Raw genomic sequence first — 21,801 nt, 5'->3', positions numbered from 1 at the left:
TTTGTTAGCTGATATCAGAGCACCAGTATTTGGTCGTGATATAGTCTTCGATACCGTATTTTGAGCCTTCACGGCCAAAGCCAGATTGCTTCACACCGCCAAATGGGGCAACTTCTGTAGAAATCAAACCAGTGTTGTGGCCGATGATGCCGTACTCCAGACCTTCGGTCACGCGCCATGAGCGGGCATAGTCACTACTATAAAAGTAAGCGGCCAAGCCATAAATCGTATCGTTAGCAGCACGGATAACTTCTGCATCGTCTTTGAATGTGAAGATTGTCGCGATTGGTCCAAAGATTTCTTCAGACGCAATGTCCATATCACTGCTGATATCAGTGATCACGGTTGGGTTATACGTCAGTTCTGAGGCGTCATTGACACTACCGCCAGTAACCAGTTTGGCACCTTTGTCTAGAGCATCCTTGAGCAGGGCTTGTACTTTATCCAATGCTTTTTGGTTGATTAGCGGGCCAATATCGACGCCCTCTTCCAAGCCATTGCCCACTTTTAGCGCAGCGACTTTTTTGACAAAAATCTCTAAGAACTCATCTTTGATACTGTCCTGCACGTAGACACGGTTGGCGCACACACAGGTCTGACCTGCATTACGATATTTGGAAGCGATGAGACCTGCAGCAGCTTTTTCAAGATCGGCATCATCAAAAACGATAAATGGCGCGTTGCCACCCAGCTCTAGTGACAGCTTTTTAATCGTTGGTGCACATTGCGCCATCAGCGTACGACCGACTTCTGTCGAGCCAGTGAATGACAGCTTATGAATACGAGCGTCGCCCGTTAGGATTTCGCCAATGGTTGATGATTTACCTGTCACGATTTGTAGTACGCCTGCAGGAATACCTGCTTGCTCTGCTAATGCACCCAAAGCTAATGCTGAGAACGGTGTCTCGGTGGCAGGTTTGACGATAATCGTACAGCCTGCTGCCATTGCGGGTGCAACCTTACGTGTGATCATTGCTGCTGGGAAGTTCCAAGGAGTGATAGCGGCGCAAACACCGACTGGCTGCTTGAGCACAACGTGGCGAAGCTGGGTACTGTTGGCAGGAATGACATCACCATAAACGCGCTTGCCTTCCTCGCTAAACCAGCGAATAAAGCTATTGGCATAGCCAATCTCGCCACGTGACTCAGTGAGCGGCTTGCCTTGCTCAGCGGTCATGATGATTGCAAGATCTTCTTTATTGGCATCGATAAGATCTGCCCACTTTTGTAGCAACTCTGAGCGTTCTTTGGCAGTTTTTGCAGCCCACTCTGCTTGTACTTCATGGGCATAAGCAACGGCTTCATCGACATCGTCAGTCGTGAGACTAGGTACTGTACCGATGAGCTCGTCGTTGAAAGGATTGTTGACATCGAGTGAGGCGTTATCGCTAGCAGCATGCCAGCCGTCTTTGATGAAACAAGATTGTTTGAGTAAGTCTGGATTTGATAACTGTAGCGTATTTGACATATTGACGCTCCTTGTCATATAGGTGGTATGGTTATAAGAATGGATATAATCGTGAGTAGTAAATACTTATTGATAAATTTATTATTGTTCAATATACTGAACACTTATTCTATATACGAGACGTCATTATAAGAACGATAAGACGCGATTTGCAACCTTTAATCTCATTATTTTAATAATTACCTTGTATTTTTCTTTTATTTCACTGTTATAGGTTACTTATGAACTCAACTGCCGTGCCTGCATTAGACAAAACGTTTCAGATTTTGGATTTGATTACCGATAGCTCACAGCCACTCACTGCGGCTCATATCGCAAAAGAGCTTGGGCTACCGCGCAGCTCCACCCACAATATTTTGCAGAGTCTGCTGACCAAGCATGTCATCTATAAAGATACTGACAGCCGCTTTCACCTTGGCTCTTATTTGATGTATTGGGCAGGTAAGTATGAGCAGCAGCAGGGTGTTGTACAGCTATTTAAAGATTTGATTGTGCAGTATCCAGTGCTCCTTCAGCACACGGTCACGTTGTCAAAGCTGGATTTGGGAGAAGTGGTGTTTTTGGCTTGTCATGAATCACCCGCCCCGCTTGGCTTTACGTTTCGTGCCGGTGTGCGCGTGCCTGCGGTATTCTCAGCAACAGGCAAAGCCATGCTATCTACATTGTCTATGGACAGTATCAAGTCATTGTATGAAGAAAAGTTTCCGGTACCTATGACTCAGCATGGGGTCAATAATTTTGCGGACTTATCCGCTGAGCTTGAGGCAATTCAAGAGAGTCGAATATCACTCGATGATGGGCAACTGCGTGATGGGATGTATTGTTTGGGTACTTATATCCGCAATGCGTCAGGTACAGCGGTTGCCGGTATGGCAGTGAGTTTTTTGCAAGGAGAGTATGAGTCTAAACGGTCTGAGGTCAGTGCGGTACTGATTGAATTGGCAGAGCAAATTGAGCAGTGCTTGGGCTTTAATCCTAACGCTGAAAGATAGCATTAGGATTGAATATCGGTGCAAAACTAAAAACAATCTAAAAAATGCTATTAAACAATACCGTCGGCTTTTAGCTTAGCAATCACCTCACTGTCATAACCCAAATCAGTAAGTGTGCTATCAGTATGTTCGCTTAACTGCGGTGGCGGCGTACGATAGCTAACAGGTGAGGCAGATAGCTTGATAGGATTGCCAAGGGCGCGTACTGGACTGCCCTGCTGAGCAAAATCAACCACCATCTCTCGTGCTTGTGCTTGCGGCATGGCCAGTGCTTCAGCGACATTATGTATGGCGCCGCACGGAATACCCGCCTGATCCAGCACCTCTAGCCAGTAAGTGCGCGGTTGCTTAGCGAATTGCTGAGTCAACTCACTGCACAGCAGTTCGCGATTGGCGACGCGTTGGGGGTTGGTCGCAAAACGCTTATCAGTATGCCAATCAACTGCGATCACATCGCACAGTTTGGCAAACTGACGGTCATTGCCGCAAGCTAGGATAAAGTGCTGCTCACCCTGACCGGCAAACACCTGATACGGCACGATATTGGGATGCTGATTGCCCAGTCTTGGCGGTATCTTATCTGATGCCAGATGATTCATACCGACATTGGCTAGCATAGACAGCGCACTGTCGAGCAACGCGACGTCTACGTGTTGCCCAGTGCCAGTATGTTGACGCGCCAATAGCGCCGCCTGAATACCTATTGTCAGCTGCAACCCTGCAAACAGATCAACCACTGCGACGCCAACTTTGTGCGGTTCGCCATCGCTAGGACCCGTGATACTCATCAGCCCTGACAACCCTTGAATAATATAATCATAACCCGGACGCGCCGCATCTGGTCCTGTCTGACCAAACCCTGTCAATGAGGCATAAATCAAACGCGGATGGTCTTGCTTGAGACTGTCATAGTCTAAGCCGTATTTTTTCAGACCACCAACTTTAAAGTTTTCGACCAAAATATCACTCTCAGCGATGAGCTGCTTAATAATGGTTTGTCCTGTTAGCGTTGTGATATCCACTGTCAGTGACTTCTTATTGCGGTTAATGGTCGCGTAATAAGCGGAGGTATCGTCACTGAATACTGGCGGTGCCCAGTGCCGCGTCTCATCACCAATGTGTGGACGCTCAACCTTGATAACGTCTGCGCCCAGATCAGCGAGCACTTGCGTGCAAGAAGGCCCTGCCAACACTCTCGATAAATCAAGCACTTTTATACCGTGCAATGCACCCTCTGGCATATTAGCTATATCAGTCATATCTGCCATGAAATTCCCTTACCATGTCGCGTATTTTTTGATTTTTTGATCATAGAGTTATTCTTCATGATGTAATTGCCAAGCAGTTAAATCATGAAGAATAACTGAAGAACGTACGCTACTGCTTATATATGCTTCGTAAAAAGCCAAGCAGCAACGTACGTTAGGGCATGTTCCAAATCTGAACGTTTAACTTAACATCAGTTTAAAAGAATGCTTGGATACCTGTCTGTGCACGGCCTAGGATAAGCGCGTGGATATCATGTGTGCCCTCGTAAGTATTGACCGCTTCCAAGTTCATCACGTGACGGATAATGTGGAACTCATCAGAGATACCATTACCGCCATGCATATCACGAGCGATACGAGCGATATCTAACGCCTTACCGCAGTTGTTACGCTTGATCATGGAGATCATCTCAGGCGCGACATTGTTCTCATCCATCAGACGACCGACACGCAGCGCGGCTTGTAGACCTAGACTGATTTCTGTCTGCATATTGGCCAGTTTTAACTGTACCAGCTGGGTGGCTGCCAATGGACGACCGAACTGCTTACGATCTAGCGTGTACTGACGAGCCGCTTTCCAGCAGAACTCTGCTGCGCCCATCGAGCCCCAAGCGATACCATAGCGGGCTTTGTTTAAGCAGCCAAACGGCCCTTTTAGACCACGAATATCAGGGAAAGCATTGGCTTCAGGAACGAATACTTTGTCCATGACGATCTCACCGGTGACTGATGCACGTAGCGAGAATTTGCCTTCGATCTTGGGCGCAGACAAGCCTGTCATGCCTTTGTCTAAAACAAAACCACGAATCTCACCAGCATCATCTTTTGCCCATACGACAAACACATCAGCGATAGGACTGTTGGTAATCCACATTTTATTGCCCGTCAGCTCATAACCACCATCTACAGCGCGCGCACGCGTTGACATCGATGACGGATCTGACCCTGAGTCAGGCTCAGTCAGACCAAAGCAGCCGACATACTCACCGGTAGCAAGTTTTGGCAGATACTTTTCTCTTTGCTCTTCTGTGCCATATGCCCAAATAGGATGCATCACTAGGCTTGACTGCACGCTCATCGCTGAACGATAGCCTGAATCAACAGCTTCTACTTCCTTAGCAATCAGACCATAAGCAACGCTGGACAAGCCAGCACAACCATAACCTTCAATCGTGACGCCAAGCAGACCCATTTCACCCATTTGACGCATAATATTACGATCAAAATTTTCATTGCGGTTGGCTTCAACAATGCCTGGCATTAGCTCTTTTTGAAAAAATTGGCGGGCGCTGTCGGTGACCATACGTTCTTCTTCGGTGAGCTGGTCACGTAATAAAAAAGGATCTTCCCAATCAAAGCGCGGGCTAGTAGATGTTGCCATGTGGATCTCCTTGATATCAGTCATCCTGACTGACGAATAGTGATTGATACATCATTTAATTTAACAAGTTATTGACTTCATTATTCCGCTGTGCGAAACTTAGTTTCATAATTTAAAACTATTAAAACAAACTTTTGCCACCCTGTAAACCTTTATCAAAAAATATCACCATTAAAAGAGATAGAAATGAAATGACAAAACCCTTATCGACAGCTACGCCACTACTAGAACGCATGCATGACGTCATGAGTCAGAGCAAAGAAGATAACGATCGCCAGTTTGTGATGGCACTAGGTCGTGGATTGGTCATCTTGGCTGCTTTTGAACATGATGAGCAACTCACCCATCAGCAATTGTGTCAGATGACAGATTTACCAAAAGCAACCATCACTCGCCTTATCCATACTTTGATTACGCTTGGGTTATTGCGTACGAATAAATACGGGCAATATCAATTAGGCAGTAGTGCGGTACGTCTTAGTGCGACTGCATGGAGTCGTCATGACATGGTGGCATACGCTGAGCCACTATTACGTCAGTTCGCTAGTGAAAATGAAGTATCAGTGAATCTAGCGACCGAAGTCGAAGGAGAAATGCGCTATCACGCCTGCTGTCGTAGCCCTGCTCGACTATCGGTCAACTTACAGGTTGGCTCCGCTGTACCCGTCACACGCACTGCCATTGGACGTGCTTTTTATGCGGTAAGCTCGCAAGCGAGACAGACGGTCATTATTAGCAATCTACAAGAGAATTTATCTGTTGAGGAATTCAACCATGCACAAAGCGCTCTATCTAGCGCAGCGGAGCATTATGAAAAATACGGCTATACCGTGTCTGATGGAGAGTTTTCTACTGACATATTGGCAGTCGCGGTTGGGGTATATGATGTCGCTACGGGGCAATACGCGTATTCGCTCAATGCCAGTGTGCCAAGTGCCAACTGGGAAGCCGATGAGTATGCTGCGATGATAGTACCAAAGTTACAGGTGTTGGCTGAGCGGATTGGTGACGGGGTTTAATTAGCTATGGGTGAAAGCCTGATAAAAATTGGCCTGATAAGATAGCATATGCAAGGCTGTTACCCATTGATACCGACGTCGCGACCTCATACGTGTATGATGTACGCGACAAATGTAAGCATCTTATCTATCCAAAGAACAACTATTGAGCCTCGTTATGCCTGAATCTCGCACCAACCTAAATCCTGAAGCCAAAACCAGCTCACCGTATTTTATCGGATTATTGCTGCGTTATAGTATGTTTGGGGCAGCCATCTGTCTACTATTAGCAGGATTGCTACTGATGCATGGCTGGCTGATTCTGATTGGCGGCTTAGGAGTTGCATTAGGCATTTATGATTTGACTCAATCCAAGCATTCAGTGCTAAAAAACTACCCAATAGCTGGGCATATTCGCTATGTATTGGAAGATTTTCGTCCTGAGATTCGTCAGTATTTACTTGAGGATGACAAAGAACAAGTACCGTTTTCACGCCAACAGCGTGCTTTGGTGTATCAGCGGGCAAAGAACGTCAGCGACACCAATGCGTTTGGGACCTTGGACAATCTCTATACTCATGGCAAAGAATGGTTTTTGCAATCTGCTATCAGTGCCCCACTAGAAAACAAAGACTTTCGCATCACGGTGGGCGGCGAGCGTTGTCAGCAGCCACACGACATGTCGGTATTTAATATCTCAGCGATGAGTTTTGGTAGTCTATCAGCGAACGCCATTATGGCACTCAATCAGGGTGCAAAAATAGGCGGCTTTACGCATGATACGGGCGAAGGGGCTATCAGTCCTCATCATCGTAAGTTCGGTGGTGATTTGATTTGGGAGTTGGGTACTGGGTATTTTGGCTGTCGTGATGTCGAAGGTAATTTTGATCCACAGTCTTTTGCCGAAAAAGCCATTGATCCACAAGTTAAAATGATCGAAATTAAATTATCACAAGGCGCTAAGCCTGGTAAAGGTGGCGTGTTGCCATCAAGCAAAATCACGCAAGAGATTGCGGATACCCGTCAAGTACCTACGGGTCAAGACTGTATCTCGCCCTCCTCGCACACTGCATTTAGCACACCGCGTGAGCTTGTCGCCTTTTGGCAACAGCTACGTGACTTATCTGGCGGCAAGCCTGTTGGTTTTAAGCTATGTGTGGGTCAACCTTGGCAGTTTATGGCAATTGTCAAAGCCATGATCGAGACGGACAACTATCCTGATTTTATTGTCATTGATGGGGCTGAGGGCGGTACAGGTGCCGCTCCCGTCGAGTTCATGGACAATGTCGGTATGCCAATGGTTGAAGGGTTTTTGCTCGTTCATAACACTTTAGTCGGTGCAGGTATCCGTGACAAGATCAAGCTTGGCGTCAGTGGTAAGATTGTCTCAGGTTTTGATATTGCACGCATGATTGCGCTGGGTGCAGACTGGTGTAACTCAGCACGTGGCTTTATGTTTGCGGTTGGCTGTATCCAGTCGCGCTCTTGTCACACCAATACTTGCCCGACAGGTGTGGCTACCCAAGACCCATACCGTCAACAAGCACTCGATGTCCCAAGCAAAGCAGAGCGCGTTGCCAGCTTCCACAAAAATACGCTAAAATCGCTCGCTAGCATCGTCGGTGCTGTTGGTTTACAGCATCCTAGCCAATTACAGCCTTATCATATCGCTCGCCGTCTCGATGATGGACAGATTAAGCTATTGTCCAAGTTTTTCTATTTTGCGGACAAAGACGCCTTGCTCGATCATAGCGCCCGTGCCGATATTTTTAATCAAATGTGGGTCATGGCAAACCCTGATAGCTTCTTAGCCAATAACGATGCGCTCATTGCTTATAACAAGGACTCACGTGATAAGGGTAAAGAGACAAGTGCGCCAACAGAGCATAGTACTGGATATAACGCTGAATATGACTCTGAACACTCGGATGCTACTAACGGCGGACAACTCATCGGCAATGTCAACAATACCTTTCGTAACTTCCCACCGACTGGCGATTGATAATTAATGATTAAAAGATGCTGATTATTGATAAGAGCCAATAAAAATTCGATATGCCAGCGAACCTTAGTAATCCCATACAACCACCCTGTTAAAAGACGCGTGATCGATGCCGACCTCTATTTTTACTCTATCGCTATCATTGGCAGTGCTTACGCTCAGCCTTAGTGCTTGTCAGCAAGAAGACACTGTTGTCTTGAGCACTGATACGGACAGCTGGTCTTGTCAGACAGCAGACTATCCCTTTACTTATAGCGTCTGCCGTGTGAATGCTAGCGCGTTGACAAGCACCCGTTATTCGTTACAGTTATTTTGGCAGTCCACCAATAGTGCTCAGCCGCTATTGACCTTTGATGGATTGTTGGCAGCATTACCAGAAGACAAAACCCTCAATTTTGCGATGAATGCCGGTATGTATGATGAGCGATATGCGCCGATTGGCTACACTATCATTGAGGGCAAAGAGGTCAAGTCACTAAACCTAAAAGAAGGTGGCGGCAATTTTCATCTATTGCCTAATGGGGTGATGTGGTGGGACAAAGCTGGCAACGTGCAAATCACCGAAAGTAACGTGTTAAATGAACAGCTAAACAATGGTGATGTGCAGCCTTGGTATGCGACGCAATCTGGCCCCATGCTGGTCATCAATGATGAGATACATCCGCAGTTCAACCCTGATAGCACCTCAGTCAAACTGCGTAATGGCGCAGGCGTCTGTACGGATGGCAGCATACAATTTGTCAATAGCGATGCACCTGTGACTTTCTATCAATTTGCAGAATTATTCAAGGATGAGCTGGGTTGTCCAAACGCGCTGTTTTTAGATGGCGGCATTGCCTCAGCGTTATATGCGCCTAGTATCGACAAACAAGACAAAAAAGAGATGGGCGTGATGATAGGACTGGTTGAAAACAAGAAATAGCCATAGTACTTATTATAAAATATGAACTTGCCATTTTTTATCACTATTTGTCACTCATTAAAAAAGCACTTAAGACTATAGCATCGTCTTAAGTGCTTTTTATTTTGCGCATACGAGCGTAGCAATAGCATTACCGCGCCATATATTGAGTCATCTCCTCAACACCATGCAAGGTCATCGGGTACATTTTGTTTTCAAACAGCTTTTTGATCTCAACGATGGTTTGGGTGTACTGCCAGTAGCTTGGATTTTCAGGATTGAGCCAAGTTACTTTATCAAAATGCTCAAGTACGCGCTTGAGCCATACGATACCCGCCTCGTCATTCATATACTCGACACTGCCGCCTACTGTCATCAGCTCATAGGGTGACATAGAGGCATCACCGACGAAAATGACTCGATACTCTCGACCATATTTATTAAGTAACTCAAAAGTCGGCATCGGGGCACTGTGTCGACGGTTGTTATCCTTCCACACGTAATCGTACAAGCAGTTGTGAAAATAAAAGAACTCTAACGTTTGAAATTCATTCTTTGCTGCAGAAAACAGTTTTTCTAGTGTTTCAACGTGGATATCCATACTACCGCCCACATCGAACAGCATCAGTACTTTGACGCGGTTACGACGCTCCGCTTGCATATGAATATCGAGCACGCCCTTTTTTGCGGTACGTTTGATCGTCTCATGAATATCGAGCTCATCTGCACTGCCCGTACGTGCAAACTGACGCAGGTTACGTAGTGCCATCTGGATTTGACGGGTACCAAGCTGATTGTTGTCATCGAGGTTACGGTATTTACGCTGCTCCCAGACTTTTGCGGCGCTGCGTTTGCGTGATTCACCGCCGACGCGCACACCTTCTGGATGATCACCGTAAGCTCCAAATGGCGAAGTGCCACCTGTGCCGACCCATTTACTACCACCTTGGTGACGCTCTTTTTGCTCTTTTAACCGCTCTTCTAGCGCCTTCATCAACTCTTCTAATGAGCCATACTTCTTCAGCAGACGTCTTTGCTCTTCGGTTAGGTTTTTTGGATCCAGCTTTAGATCAAGCCACTCTTTGGGTACGTCTGTCAGTTTTGCCAACAGCGCATCCATATCAAGGCTATCTACCCCTTCAAAGTAATCTGCCATTGCCCGATCAAATTTATCAAAATGACGCTCGTCTTTGACCATACACAGCCGAATCAACCGGTACATGTCTTCACGACTCGCAAAAGTAGTGAGTGCTGGGTCTTCAGGATGCGTCTGCATCATCAGCCCTTTATCTAAAGCGGCATTGAGATCAAGCAGTTCACGCGTACTGACTGGCACGCCATAGGTCCGCAAAGTATAGAATAGTTTTATAAACATAAGCACTGCACCACTAATTGACGTAAAACAAAAAAAGCATCTTCACCTATATGCGCTTAACGGCGCATCATATTGGCAAAACGCTGCAATAAATTCACATCCGCTTCGTTTTTGAGCAGCGCGCCATATAGTGGCGGAATAGACTTTTCGCCACGTAGGTTTTCTTCTAGCTCCTCTTGTGCCATATCATCAGCTAGCAACAAGGTCAACCAATCAACCAATTCAGACGTTGATGGTGGCTTTTTGAGGCCCTGAATATTACGTAATTTATAGAATATATCCAAAGCATCGTTGACCAGTTTTTCTTGAATATCAGGGAAATGCACCTCAATGATCTGGCGCATGGTTTGCTCTTCTGGAAAGTCGATATAATGGAAAAAACAACGACGCAAAAAAGCATCTGGTAGCTCTTTTTCGTTGTTTGAGGTGATGATCACGACAGGACGCTGCTCTGCGGTGATGGTCTCGCCCGTCTCATAAACATAAAAAGACATCTTATCAAGCTCATGTAGCAAATCATTTGGGAATTCAATATCTGCTTTATCGATCTCATCGATCAATAGTACGCTACGCTCTTTACTGGTAAAGGCATCCCATAACTTACCTGGCTTGATATAGTTACCAATCTCATAAACCTTGTCATCACCCAACTGCGAATCACGCAGGCGCGATACTGCATCATACTCATACAGACCTTGCTCAGCTTTGGTGGTCGACTTGATATGCCAAGTAATCAGCGGCATACCTAAGCTTTCTGCGACCTCTTCGGCCAGCAGAGTCTTACCAGTCCCTGGCTCACCTTTGATCAGTAGCGGCTTTTGTAATGTCATAGCCGCATTCACTGCCAGTTGCAGGTCATCTGTTGCGATATAGTTTTGTGTGCCTGTAAAGGTTTTGTCGGTCATAGTCAGATCTCGATTGTTGTTATAAATGAGGGGTTATAGATGAATGGGTGTAAAAAGTGGATAACAAATCAATATAATAAATTAGATTATCACAGCCTGACGTATTGCCAAAATACTCATGCGTTCGCAGTTATTAACAATTGTTATGTGTGCCTAATAATGTGCCTAACAAGCTGTCATTGTTGATATAACCTACAAACAATCTTGCACACAAATAGTTTGGCGCGAAAGTAATATGCCACAACATCAATCTGGCACAAAAAAAGACACGCCTTGGTGTCTTTTTTATTTACTCTTTATATTCTGAACGTATGAGTCCATTGTGTAAGCAGGCACTACCTTTCTGTCGCTTTCCAGACTCTATCGCTTTCCAAATTCTATCGCTTTTCAGAGATTTTATTATCTGCTTTTTTGGATAGTGTACTGTCTTTCGTTAGGCTAACATTGTTGTCTGCTTTTGTACTAGCACCGTCTTTATAAACATTGTCTTTATGATGACTGGTTTCAGTCTTAGCAGACAGTGTAGACTCATCAGACGGTTCACTCAGCGTAGCGCTGTCCGCCAAATAGCTGCCTGTCGTCAGTTGCATCGTCGCCTGTGTATCTTCTGCGCTGCGGCTACGTGCTTTGTCCAGACTGGAGGCAAAAGCACCGCGTATCAGCTGCCACAAAAAGCCGATGAATAATCCGAAAACCAATACCACTAATATCGGTAACATATTGGCAATCGCACCTGCAAAATCTTTCATCATGATAGCGTAGACCACACTGATACTGGCTGGTGCAAGCTCACTGGCATCACCAAGCGCTGTACCTGGCGCTAATAGCACGGCAAACAATATCATCCAACTCATACCGCCTAAGGGTTTTGGCAGTACACGAGCGACCAGTAGCCACAATACCAGCACCACGATAGCACCGCCAAGATAAGCATACATTGGCAGATCCGCGGGCGGTACGTTCTTTACCATCTGACCCCACCAAATAGCAATCTCGCCGAGAATGTCACTGATAGATTCTAATGGTAAGCTGTGTAAGATATTTTTTAACCAGTCCATGCGTGTGTTGTTACCTGCGTTTATCACCGATGACACATTGTGCCTAGCAGTGTATGGTGCGTGCTATCGTACCAAAATAAGACTCAATAAATAATCGATACATATCATCGGTGCCGATTATTTAATTCTCTATATAGATGTCGCGGACTGTCAGTTTATCACGACTCTCTACCCAAATGCATGTGAACGAATGTGTCACGGACGCTTTAACCATACCGCTGTAGAGACCACACTCTAGATCACTTTGCCATCATACCTCAACCAGCACACTAATCATAAATGCTGTCTTGTGCTTCACGAGCGCGCAGCTCTGCTTGGCGACGCATCACATCTTGCGGCGGCAGCTGTACAAAATAGCCTTGAGACTGCAGTTTTGTCAGTACTTCTGCTTTATCAACACGCGCAAGTGTTGGCGTCGCTGCCAAGTCCAAATGCATGACAAACTTGCTACGACCTAACCCTGCACGGAAATCTTTTGGTAACACACCAAGCCAGTCTTTTATTTCATCAGTATCATCAGGATAATCAGGACGCGCAATGTAGACATACATATCGTCATGTTTGGGAAATTTATAAATATCGCAATGCATAAAAACCACCTATCAGAAACTATGGGCGTAGGTTAGCATATTTCAGGTAAATACCAGTAGTTGCTTTGCGTTTTGCTATGGTAATTTTTGCGATTATATATGGTTTGAAATGGTTTAAAAACTGCTATAGAGACAGAAAATACAATACTAACGCTCGCATACTGTCAGTAAGCTGCCCAAACAAAATATGATTTTTGCTAAATTTATCGATTTTAATGGCTCGGATGACTTGTAAAAGCGCTTTGAACCTTTCATAATAAAAGCGTTTTTCAGGAGAGCGTTATAGGCGCCTATTTTTTTGTATCGAACCCTATTGGTGATACAAAATTCACGACCGCCATATAACCACCGAAGGCGCATCCACCCTGCCAATCGCTCAGGTAAAAGGACTGAAAAACGCATGTCACTGTTGTTTGATAGTGTCGCGCTCATAGCGCACTACACCTTCAAAACACTTTCAAACCTCAGGCATAACAAATCTGGAGAGTGGTAAGAACGGACGACGTCTTACCCACCGAAGGGGAGAAAATACGCTATCATCGATTATAGGGTTTATATCATTGCCCATAAATGATGATTCGTGTTGAAAATCTCAGGTCACAGGACAGATGGGGCTTTAGCTCAAATTGACGTTCAGCGTCTATTTGGCTTACGTCTTTATCTTTGCTTTCTGTGTCAACCTTTGATGTAATATTTGCACCTTGCAATATTGCTTCTCGCTACTTTCACGTTGCGCATTATGCCCGGCTCTACTGAGCTTGACTGATGTACACATAAGGATTTGTTATGACTGATACCCAAGATACTCACTCTAAAGCGCCTCAGCGTACCCCTTTTTACCAGTCTCACATTGATAGTGAGGGCAAACTGGTCGACTTCTCTGGTTGGGAATTGCCCATCAATTACGGTTCACAAATCGAAGAACATGACGCTGTAAGAACAGATGCTGGTATGTTTGATGTCTCACATATGGTGGTGACTGATATCAAAGGTGCTGATACTAAAGCATGGCTACAGAAGTTACTTGCCAACGATGTCAATAAACTCACTACCACTGGTAAAGCGCTATACTCTGGTATGCTCAATGAGCAAGGCGGCGTCATTGATGATTTGATTGTCTACCTGATGAATGCCGATGAAACTGAATACCGTATCGTCTCTAACGCCGCCACTCGTGACAAAGACTTAGCACAGTTTAATAAAGTTGCTGCAGGTTTTGATATTACGATTACCGAGCGTCCTGAACTTGCTATGCTTGCTGTTCAAGGTCCAAATGCTATTGCAAAACTGGCAGCTACCAAGCCAAGTTGGGCAAATACCTTAGCAGGACTAAAACCTTTCGTTGGTGCTGATTTGACAGATATTGAAGGCCCTGATTGGTTTGTGGCTCGTACTGGCTATACTGGTGAAGATGGGGTCGAGGTCATCATGCATGGTGATGATGCCCCTGCTTTCTTTGAGCAATTAAAAGCAAATGGTATCAAGCCTGCCGGTCTTGGCGCGCGTGATACGCTGCGTATGGAAGCCGGTATGAACCTGTATGGTCACGATATGGATGAGACCATCAGCCCTTACGAGTGCAACATGGGCTGGACGCTTGCACTAAAAGACGACCGCGCTTTTGTCGGCCGTGAAGCATTGGTCAGTAAACGTAAGCAGTCAAAAGAAGACAACACCGCTATGAAACAAGTGGGTCTACTATTGACCACGCGCGGCGTATTGCGTGAAGGCATGACAGTGACTATCAATCAAGGCACTGATAACGAGCAAACTGGCATTATCACCAGTGGCACATTCTCCCCTAGCCTAAAAAACTCAATCGCAATTGCCCGTGTGCCTGCCAGCGTATCAGAAGATGACAGCGTACAAGTCGATCTACGCGGCAAAGGTAAGTTCGTCGATGTGCGCGTATTGAAGCTACCTTTTGTCCGCAACGGCAAGCAACAGTTTGACTCTTAGGTCTTATAAATTCTATCATTAGAGCGCGTTGTCATTTTGCACACGATTATAAAAATGACAACACGCCCAGCCTCCATTACTTTTGTTAATTAACCTCTATCATTTAGGAGAGAGACCATGAGCAACATCCCAGCAGAGCTAAAATATATTGCGAGCCATGAGTGGTTACGCCTAGAAGACGACGGTACGATCACTGTTGGTATTACTGACCATGCTCAAGATCTATTGGGTGATGTGGTATTCGTTGAACTACCAGATGTGGGCGACATCATCGCTGTTGATGACGAGATCTCAGTGGTAGAGTCTGTAAAAGCGGCTTCTGACGTGTATGCGCCTATCTCAGGCGAAGTCATCGCAATCAACGAAGCGCTAGAAGATGATCCTGAAATCATTAACTCTGACCCATATGGCGAAGGTTGGTTCTTTAGAATGAAGCCTGACAACATCGCTGACTACGAAGCACTAATGACTGCTGATGAATACGAAAGCGACTTGTAAGACTTTAGAACTTATAAAATATTAGCTCATAAAAATTATCAGCTCCGACTAAACGTTATAGATACTGGCACCAGCTGGTATCTATACTCTCTACTTCAATACCCTGTCTCATCAAAAGCGCTTAGTCGTTTTATGCGTTTGTTATATGAGAATAGCTGTACATAGATCATATAGACCGTCATAAATCATGACCGCTCGATGTTATTGCTCTCAAGCGTTATCTTATTGGCTCGTATTGCTCACATGTTTGACCTCTATTATAGATGTGCCCCAATACCGACTCGGACAGATGACCCAATCCCCAGCATGGATCCTAATATGAACTCAGACGCCGCCACCTTAGAGACCGACAATAAAGACCTAATTGCCACGCCTACTCATACGCCACAGCTACAAGCGTTTCGCGATATCGTAGAGTCACGCCGTTCAGTACGCCGCTTCACTGACACACCTATCCCTGACGACGTATTGGCAGACTGTCTGCGCTTGGCAATGCTAGCGCCGAACTCTAGCAACTTGCAGCCGTGGGAGTTTTATGTTATCGATGATGCTGACAATAAAAAACGTGCCATCAAAAACTGCATGAATCAAAACGCAGCAAAAACATCAGCACGTTTGATTGCAATCGTTGCCCGTACTGACATTTGGCACGACCACGCTCAGCAAGTATTGCGCGAATATCCTGATCAGCCAGTCCCAAAGAAAGTGAAAGACTACTACAACAAAGTCGTCACGATGGACTTTTTGCGCGGTCCAGCCAACGTAGTCTCAGCAGCCAAATGGGGCGCGACGCAAGTAGTTAGGCGCGTGAAAGGGCCAATCAAGTCGCCTTACTATACGTTTGAAGATACCAAAAACTGGGCAACCAATAACACCTCGCTTGCTGCCGAAAACTTAATGCTAGCATTACGTGCTCATGGGTTTGATAGTTGTGCCATGGGCGGCTTTGATGAGCCTGCGATGAAACGCTTACTAGGCTTGGGCGATGATCAACATATCATTATGATGATTGGTGCTGGCGAACGCGCTGACAATGGTGTTTACAACACTCAGTTCCGCTTTGATCAGACTCAGTTTGTGCATTACGTATAACGTACCGCTCACATTATTCCCTTAATTGCTATTTTGTTTATTACTCCCTTAACCAAGGATTGTCATGACTATCTCTCAAAACCCATCGTTTGATACCTTCCAAGGATTGTTCAACGAAGCTGAATTTGTCTATCGCCATTTAGGCTCAAATGAGACCAAGCAAGCTGACCTACTCAGCGCTGTTGGTTATAAAGATATGCAAAGCTTTATCAACGACACAGTGCCTGAACCAGTGCGCTTGCACAAAGAGTTGGATTTGCCAGTGGCGATGAGTGAGCATGCTGCACTTGCCAAACTGCGCACGATGGCAGACGACATCACTGTTAATAAAAGCTATATCGGCCAAGGCTACTCGCCTGTCCGTATGCCTGCTGTTATTCAGCGTAATGTCCTTGAAAATCCAGGCTGGTATACCGCTTATACGCCTTATCAAGCTGAAATCGCTCAAGGTCGTCTAGAAGCATTGCTAAACTTCCAACAAGTATGTATCGATTTGACTGGTCTGGAGCTAGCTGGTGCCTCATTGCTTGATGAAGCAACCGCAGCGGCAGAAGCCATGGCTATGTCAAAGCGCGTAAGCAAAAGTAAATCAACACAGTATTTCGTTGATGAACGTGTCTATCCGCAGACGCTAGATGTGATTAATACGCGCGCGAAATACTTCGGTTGGGACGTGGTTGTTGGTGATTTTGAAACGGCTAAATCTGGCGACTACTTTGGCGCATTATTCCAGTATGTTGGCGTAGAAGGCGACGTTAAAGATTTAACAGATGTCATCAGTGCCGTAAAAGAAAACAAGACTTACGTCAGTGTCGTAAGTGACATCATGAGCTTGGTGTTATTAAAATCACCAGCTGACATGGGTGCAGACGTGGCACTAGGTAGCACGCAGCGTTTTGGTATTCCAATGGGCTTTGGTGGTCCACATGCCGCTTTCTTTGCATTCTCTGATAAAGCCAAACGCTCAGCGCCTGGACGTATCATTGGTGTCTCAAAAGACGCACAAGGCAATACCGCACTGCGTATGGCACTACAAACACGTGAGCAGCATATTCGCCGCGAAAAAGCCAACTCAAACATCTGTACGTCACAGGTATTGCTAGCCAATCTCGCTGGTATGTACGCGGTCTATCATGGTCCAGGCGGCGTCAAACGCATTGCCACGCGTATTCATGCCTTTGCGACTGCTTTCGCTGATGCTATCAAAGAAGCCAATGACAGCAGCCTAAATGTAGTACATGATCAATTCTTTGATACCGTTGTGATTGATTGCGGTTCAGAAAAACTGGCTACTCAAATCTTCAAAAATGCAGACAACGTGGGCTATAACTTATGGCGTCTAAGCGACACCAAGTTAAGCGTTGCTTTTAGTGAAACCAGCGATCAGCAAGATTTTAAAATCTTGACTCAGCTTTTTGTGAGTAAGTCTCACGAGCTACCTGAAACCGCTCGCGTTTCTCTCGATAACGCGCATCTGCGTACAGATGATATCTTGTCACATCCAGTATTCAACTCGCATCATACCGAGCATGAAATGCTGCGTTATCTCAAGTCGCTCGAAGACAAAGATCTAGCGATGAACCGTAGCATGATTTCACTGGGCAGCTGCACCATGAAGCTAAACGCCACCAGTGAGATGCTACCAATCACTTGGCCTGAGTTCGCAAATGTGCATCCTTTTGCACCGCGTGATCAAGTCACTGGCTATATCGCGATGATCGATAGCTTGCAAGATCAGCTCAAAGCCATTACTGGGTTTGATGACGTGTCTATGCAGCCAAACTCTGGCGCCTCTGGTGAGTATGCTGGTCTACTCGCCATTCGCCGTTATCACGCGTCACTCGGCGAGACCGATCGCGATGTGTGCCTGATTCCAATGTCAGCACACGGTACCAACCCTGCAACCGCCATGATGATGGGCATGAAAGTCGTCGTTGTCAAAACCGATGAGAATGGCAACGTTGATATCGATGATCTGACAGCCAAATGTGAAGAGCACAGTGATCGTCTAGGTGCGCTAATGATCACTTATCCATCGACGCATGGTGTGTTTGAAGAAGGTATCCGCAATATCTGTGATTTGACTCATAAGCACGGTGGTCAGGTCTATATGGATGGCGCTAACATGAATGCTCAGGTTGGTATGATGCAGCCTGCAGACGTTGGTGCTGATGTCTTACATATGAACCTGCACAAAACCTTCTGTATCCCGCATGGTGGCGGTGGTCCAGGTATGGGTCCTATCGGTATGAAGGCGCATTTGGCACCATTTATGGCCAATCATACCTTGAGCCCTGTACACAATGCGCAAAAAGACTGCTCAGCAGTATCGGCAGCCCCTTATGGTTCAGCGAGCATCTTGCCTATCTCGTGGATGTACATTGCTATGATGGGCCGTGATGGTCTGCTAAAAGCGACAGAACTGGCATTACTAAACGCCAATTACGTAGCAGCCGAGCTAAAAGGTCACTACCCTGTCCTATATGCGGGTAAAAACGGCCGTGTGGCTCACGAATGTATTATTGATATTCGTCCGTTAAAAGAAGAGACTGGTATCACTGAAAGCGATATCGCTAAGCGCTTGATGGATTATGGTTTCCATTCACCAACGATGAGCTTCCCAGTCGCTGGTACGCTGATGATTGAACCGACAGAGTCTGAGTCAAAAGAAGAATTGGATCGCTTTATTAGCGCGCTAAAATCTATCAAAGCAGAAGCCATCAAAGCCAAAGCGGGCGAAGATAACTGGACGCTAGAAGACAACCCATTGGTCAATGCACCGCATACTGCTGCTATGATTACTAGCGAAGAGTGGACGCATCCATATAGCCGTGATACTGCTGCATTCCCGCTGCCATACATCCGTGCAAACAAGTTCTGGCCAAGTGTGGCACGCGTTGATGATGCGTACGGTGATAAGAACCTAATGTGCTCTTGCCCAAGTATCGAAAACTATATGTAATCGTTACTGTTTGAACGCTAAATGTATAAAAAACCTCCAAGCCAGCTACTGGCTTGGAGGTTTTTATTTTGCTGACTTTTTATCTACTCGATTAACAGGTACTATTACTGATAGTAGTATTTATAAAAATGAAAAATGTATCCAAAACGAGACACTTAACTTAGATTTTTCAAAGCAGTTAATTGGGCAATACTATGCAACACAAATCACCTAAACGAAAGACGCGTGTCATCCTAATACATGGTTTACACCAGACAGCTTGGGTAATGCGCCCACTTGCAAAACGTTTGCAAGCCTCGGGGTTTGATACCTATCAATATAGCTACCGGAGCATGCGTGATAGTATCAAAACCAATAGCACACGCTTAAACCATTGGTTAGAGAAAAACCATCATCCAGACCATCCCATAGATCTGGTCGGACACAGCTTGGGCGGTCTAATCATTCGTGATTTTGTCGCTCAATACCCTAAATGGCAGATTGGCCATTGTGTGACGCTAGGTACGCCGCATGTCGGCAGTGTTTGTGCCGATTATATCTGGCGACTGACTCCTGCTATCGTAGGACGCTCCTACATTGATGCCTTAGATGGCACTGTCGCACCACTACCACAGCATGTGACCCTTGGCGTGATCGCTGGCAATCGTCCCTATGGTTTGGGTCAAATGTTTTTGCAATATCACAATCGCAAACTGCGTAAATCAGATAAGCCGCCACTCAAAGAGCATCTGGCACATGACGGAACCGTCTATATAGAGGAAACTAAGATTGAGGCGGCGGCAGATCATATCACCCTGCCTGTCTCTCATACTGGTATGCTCGTAAACCCAGAAGTCGCTGAGCAGACCAAATACTTCTTAGTGCACGGCGTCTTTAAACGCTAACGATTAAACGCCATCTTGGATATCAGCTCTTAGCTTTACTAGACGTTGTTAGGCATTGATGCCCATACCTTGACGCAACTCAGTTTTGTGCTTTTCGATCACTGGTATCAAGGTTTGTATGACCCAGTCATTACGCCAGCCCTTCAGCCCTTGTGGCAATTGGCTGACATCTTTATCGAGAGCGACGACTTCATACAATTGTCCTAGCCATTTTTTGCGCATTAGTACGCTAGCAGGTACACCAGTCTCTCGTGCATGCTCATCAATCGCTTGTTGCACAGCTTTGGACAGCACTTTATTTTTTGAGCGATATGGCGGCACTAGGCAGTCTGGATGTTCTGTGAATGGCAGACTCTTTGCCTCTCTTATTACTTTTAGCAGCTCTTCACCATACAGACGCAGCATACTGCGGTGCATTGTTGTTTTGTGCGACAGCTCACGCATGCTGTTCGGTTTTTCGGTGACGATCTCACGTACCGCTTGTTTCTTGATGATAAAGGTACGCGGTTGATTGGTCGCACGTGCCAGCTCTTCTCGCCACGTCGCCACTCCTTTGAGGATTGCCATTTGCTGTGAGGTATAGCGATAGTCGGCCATCGTAAGATACATCGCATCGTCTTCGACATGCTGCGTATCATATAAGTCACTGGCATAGAGCTGACAGTCAGCCCAGACATACTCGTACAGCCCTTGTGATTTTAGTGCATGCTCGATACTCAGATATAACGCTGGCAAGTAGCGCACGTCATCGATTGCATACTGCTCTTGCTCATCTGTCAACGGGCGCTGTAACCAGTCAGATTGACTGTGCTCTTTATCGATATGCATATCCAGCTGGTCAGCGAGCGCCTGTTGGTAGCCCATTTGCAATTGACCTGTTAAGTAAGACAAGGCAATTTGCGTATCAAAAATATTGGTCAGTGGCGGACAACCAGACAGCAGATAAAAAATCCCTAAATCTTCGCCGCAAGCATGCCAAATAGCCACATCGACTTTACGCAGTGCCTCCCATAACTCTGCCAGCTGTAGTTGCGGGGCATCTAGCAGGTATACATGATCGCCAGTATTGAGTTGTACCAGTGCCAAACGTGGATAATAAGTGTCACGCTTGATAAATTCAGTATCTAATGCCACACGTCCGCAAGTCGCTAAGGCGTCAATGACTTCATCTAATTGACTCTGCTCACGCACCCAAGTGATATCAACCGCATCGGCAATATCCAGCAATGCGTCAATGTCTAGTGTATCAACGTCTAACGCTGTTGGCATCGTTTCAGTACGAGCTGATTGCTCTGAGACATCAGTAGTCATGCTATCTGGGTCAGAATGGGCTGGAGCGTTTGAGACATTATTGGACACGGGCAGATACCTGCATAAATAAGAGAAAATAAAACGCTAATATGCATCTTATTAAGATAAAAGGAGAATACAATTATAACAACTTCACGAAATAAAGTGGCTAAGACTT

General features: G+C 45.8%; 17 protein-coding genes and 2 riboswitches. Of the genes, 9 read left to right on the top strand and 8 right to left on the bottom strand.

What is annotated here, in order from left to right; genetic code table 11:
• Window positions 1–4 precede the first annotated feature (4 nt).
• Window positions 5–1,468: an NAD-dependent succinate-semialdehyde dehydrogenase gene (locus tag AC5JPO_RS00525; protein WP_493852086.1), complete on the bottom strand. Its 1,464-nt coding sequence runs from the start codon at window positions 1,466–1,468 to the stop codon at window positions 5–7.
• A gap of 221 nt (window positions 1,469–1,689) precedes the next feature.
• Between AC5JPO_RS00525 and AC5JPO_RS00520 the strand changes: the two genes are divergently transcribed.
• Window positions 1,690–2,460, top strand: coding sequence for an IclR family transcriptional regulator (locus AC5JPO_RS00520; RefSeq protein ID WP_493852087.1), 771 nt, complete (start codon window positions 1,690–1,692; stop codon window positions 2,458–2,460).
• A gap of 50 nt (window positions 2,461–2,510) precedes the next feature.
• Here the strand turns inward: AC5JPO_RS00520 and AC5JPO_RS00515 are convergent, their stop codons facing one another.
• Both AC5JPO_RS00515 and AC5JPO_RS00510 read right to left on the bottom strand, forming a co-directional pair.
• Window positions 2,511–3,719 carry a CaiB/BaiF CoA transferase family protein gene (locus AC5JPO_RS00515; RefSeq protein WP_493852722.1) on the bottom strand — a complete coding sequence of 403 codons (1,209 nt, stop codon included), beginning with the start codon at window positions 3,717–3,719 and terminating at the stop codon, window positions 2,511–2,513.
• Between the two features lie 205 nt (window positions 3,720–3,924).
• Window positions 3,925–5,109, bottom strand: a complete 1,185-nt coding sequence (locus tag AC5JPO_RS00510) for an acyl-CoA dehydrogenase (RefSeq protein WP_493852088.1) — start codon at window positions 5,107–5,109, stop codon at window positions 3,925–3,927.
• A gap of 191 nt (window positions 5,110–5,300) precedes the next feature.
• Here AC5JPO_RS00510 and AC5JPO_RS00505 point away from each other — a divergent pair, with 191 nt between their 5' ends.
• The 3 genes from AC5JPO_RS00505 to AC5JPO_RS00495 all read left to right on the top strand — a co-directional run bounded on the left by AC5JPO_RS00505 (window position 5,301) and on the right by AC5JPO_RS00495 (window position 9,031).
• On the top strand, window positions 5,301–6,128 hold the full coding sequence (locus AC5JPO_RS00505) for an IclR family transcriptional regulator (RefSeq protein ID WP_493852089.1): 828 nt from the start codon (window positions 5,301–5,303) through the stop codon (window positions 6,126–6,128).
• A 157-nt stretch (window positions 6,129–6,285) separates the two neighbouring features.
• On the top strand, window positions 6,286–8,109 hold the full coding sequence (locus tag AC5JPO_RS00500) for an FMN-binding glutamate synthase family protein (protein WP_493852090.1): 1,824 nt from the start codon (window positions 6,286–6,288) through the stop codon (window positions 8,107–8,109).
• A 109-nt stretch (window positions 8,110–8,218) separates the two neighbouring features.
• The gene (locus AC5JPO_RS00495) at window positions 8,219–9,031 is read left to right on the top strand and encodes a phosphodiester glycosidase family protein (RefSeq protein ID WP_493852091.1); all 813 of its coding nucleotides are present in this window, start codon (window positions 8,219–8,221) and stop codon (window positions 9,029–9,031) included.
• Between the two features lie 130 nt (window positions 9,032–9,161).
• Here the strand turns inward: AC5JPO_RS00495 and AC5JPO_RS00490 are convergent, their stop codons facing one another.
• The 4 genes from AC5JPO_RS00490 to AC5JPO_RS00475 form a co-directional block, all read right to left on the bottom strand.
• Window positions 9,162–10,385: a vWA domain-containing protein gene (locus tag AC5JPO_RS00490; RefSeq protein ID WP_493852092.1), complete on the bottom strand. Its 1,224-nt coding sequence runs from the start codon at window positions 10,383–10,385 to the stop codon at window positions 9,162–9,164.
• A 56-nt stretch (window positions 10,386–10,441) separates the two neighbouring features.
• Window positions 10,442–11,290: an AAA family ATPase gene (locus tag AC5JPO_RS00485; protein ID WP_443526263.1), complete on the bottom strand. Its 849-nt coding sequence runs from the start codon at window positions 11,288–11,290 to the stop codon at window positions 10,442–10,444.
• Window positions 11,291–11,667: 377 nt separating this feature from the next.
• The gene (locus AC5JPO_RS00480; protein WP_493852997.1) at window positions 11,668–12,348 is read right to left on the bottom strand and encodes a hypothetical protein; all 681 of its coding nucleotides are present in this window, start codon (window positions 12,346–12,348) and stop codon (window positions 11,668–11,670) included.
• 269 nt (window positions 12,349–12,617) lie between these two features.
• Window positions 12,618–12,938, bottom strand: a complete 321-nt coding sequence (locus AC5JPO_RS00475; RefSeq protein WP_493852094.1) for a YcgL domain-containing protein — start codon at window positions 12,936–12,938, stop codon at window positions 12,618–12,620.
• Between the two features lie 260 nt (window positions 12,939–13,198).
• Window positions 13,199–13,340, top strand: a riboswitch (glycine riboswitch).
• Between the two features lie 67 nt (window positions 13,341–13,407).
• Window positions 13,408–13,556, top strand: a riboswitch (glycine riboswitch).
• Window positions 13,557–13,724: 168 nt separating this feature from the next.
• On the opposite strand from AC5JPO_RS00475, the gene gcvT reads away from it, so the two are divergent.
• From gcvT to AC5JPO_RS00450, 5 genes are all read left to right on the top strand, one after another.
• Window positions 13,725–14,897: a glycine cleavage system aminomethyltransferase GcvT gene (gene gcvT / locus AC5JPO_RS00470; protein WP_493852095.1), complete on the top strand. Its 1,173-nt coding sequence runs from the start codon at window positions 13,725–13,727 to the stop codon at window positions 14,895–14,897.
• Window positions 14,898–15,014: 117 nt separating this feature from the next.
• Window positions 15,015–15,395, top strand: a complete 381-nt coding sequence (gcvH, locus tag AC5JPO_RS00465; RefSeq protein WP_057760766.1) for a glycine cleavage system protein GcvH — start codon at window positions 15,015–15,017, stop codon at window positions 15,393–15,395.
• Between the two features lie 318 nt (window positions 15,396–15,713).
• Window positions 15,714–16,487 (top strand): nitroreductase family protein, encoded by a 774-nt coding sequence (locus AC5JPO_RS00460; protein WP_493852996.1) that lies wholly within the window; start codon window positions 15,714–15,716, stop codon window positions 16,485–16,487.
• 64 nt (window positions 16,488–16,551) lie between these two features.
• Window positions 16,552–19,449, top strand: coding sequence for an aminomethyl-transferring glycine dehydrogenase (gcvP, locus tag AC5JPO_RS00455; protein ID WP_493852995.1), 2,898 nt, complete (start codon window positions 16,552–16,554; stop codon window positions 19,447–19,449).
• Window positions 19,450–19,643: 194 nt separating this feature from the next.
• Window positions 19,644–20,333 carry an esterase/lipase family protein gene (locus AC5JPO_RS00450; RefSeq protein WP_493852994.1) on the top strand — a complete coding sequence of 230 codons (690 nt, stop codon included), beginning with the start codon at window positions 19,644–19,646 and terminating at the stop codon, window positions 20,331–20,333.
• A gap of 48 nt (window positions 20,334–20,381) precedes the next feature.
• Here AC5JPO_RS00450 and AC5JPO_RS00445 read toward each other — a convergent pair whose 3' ends face one another.
• Window positions 20,382–21,692 (bottom strand): ribonuclease D, encoded by a 1,311-nt coding sequence (locus tag AC5JPO_RS00445; RefSeq protein WP_493852993.1) that lies wholly within the window; start codon window positions 21,690–21,692, stop codon window positions 20,382–20,384.
• Window positions 21,693–21,801: the final 109 nt, after the last annotated feature.

The sequence above is a fragment of the Psychrobacter sp. H25 genome, from assembly GCF_059076335.1.
This window is presented reverse-complemented; position numbering and strand designations above follow the sequence as displayed.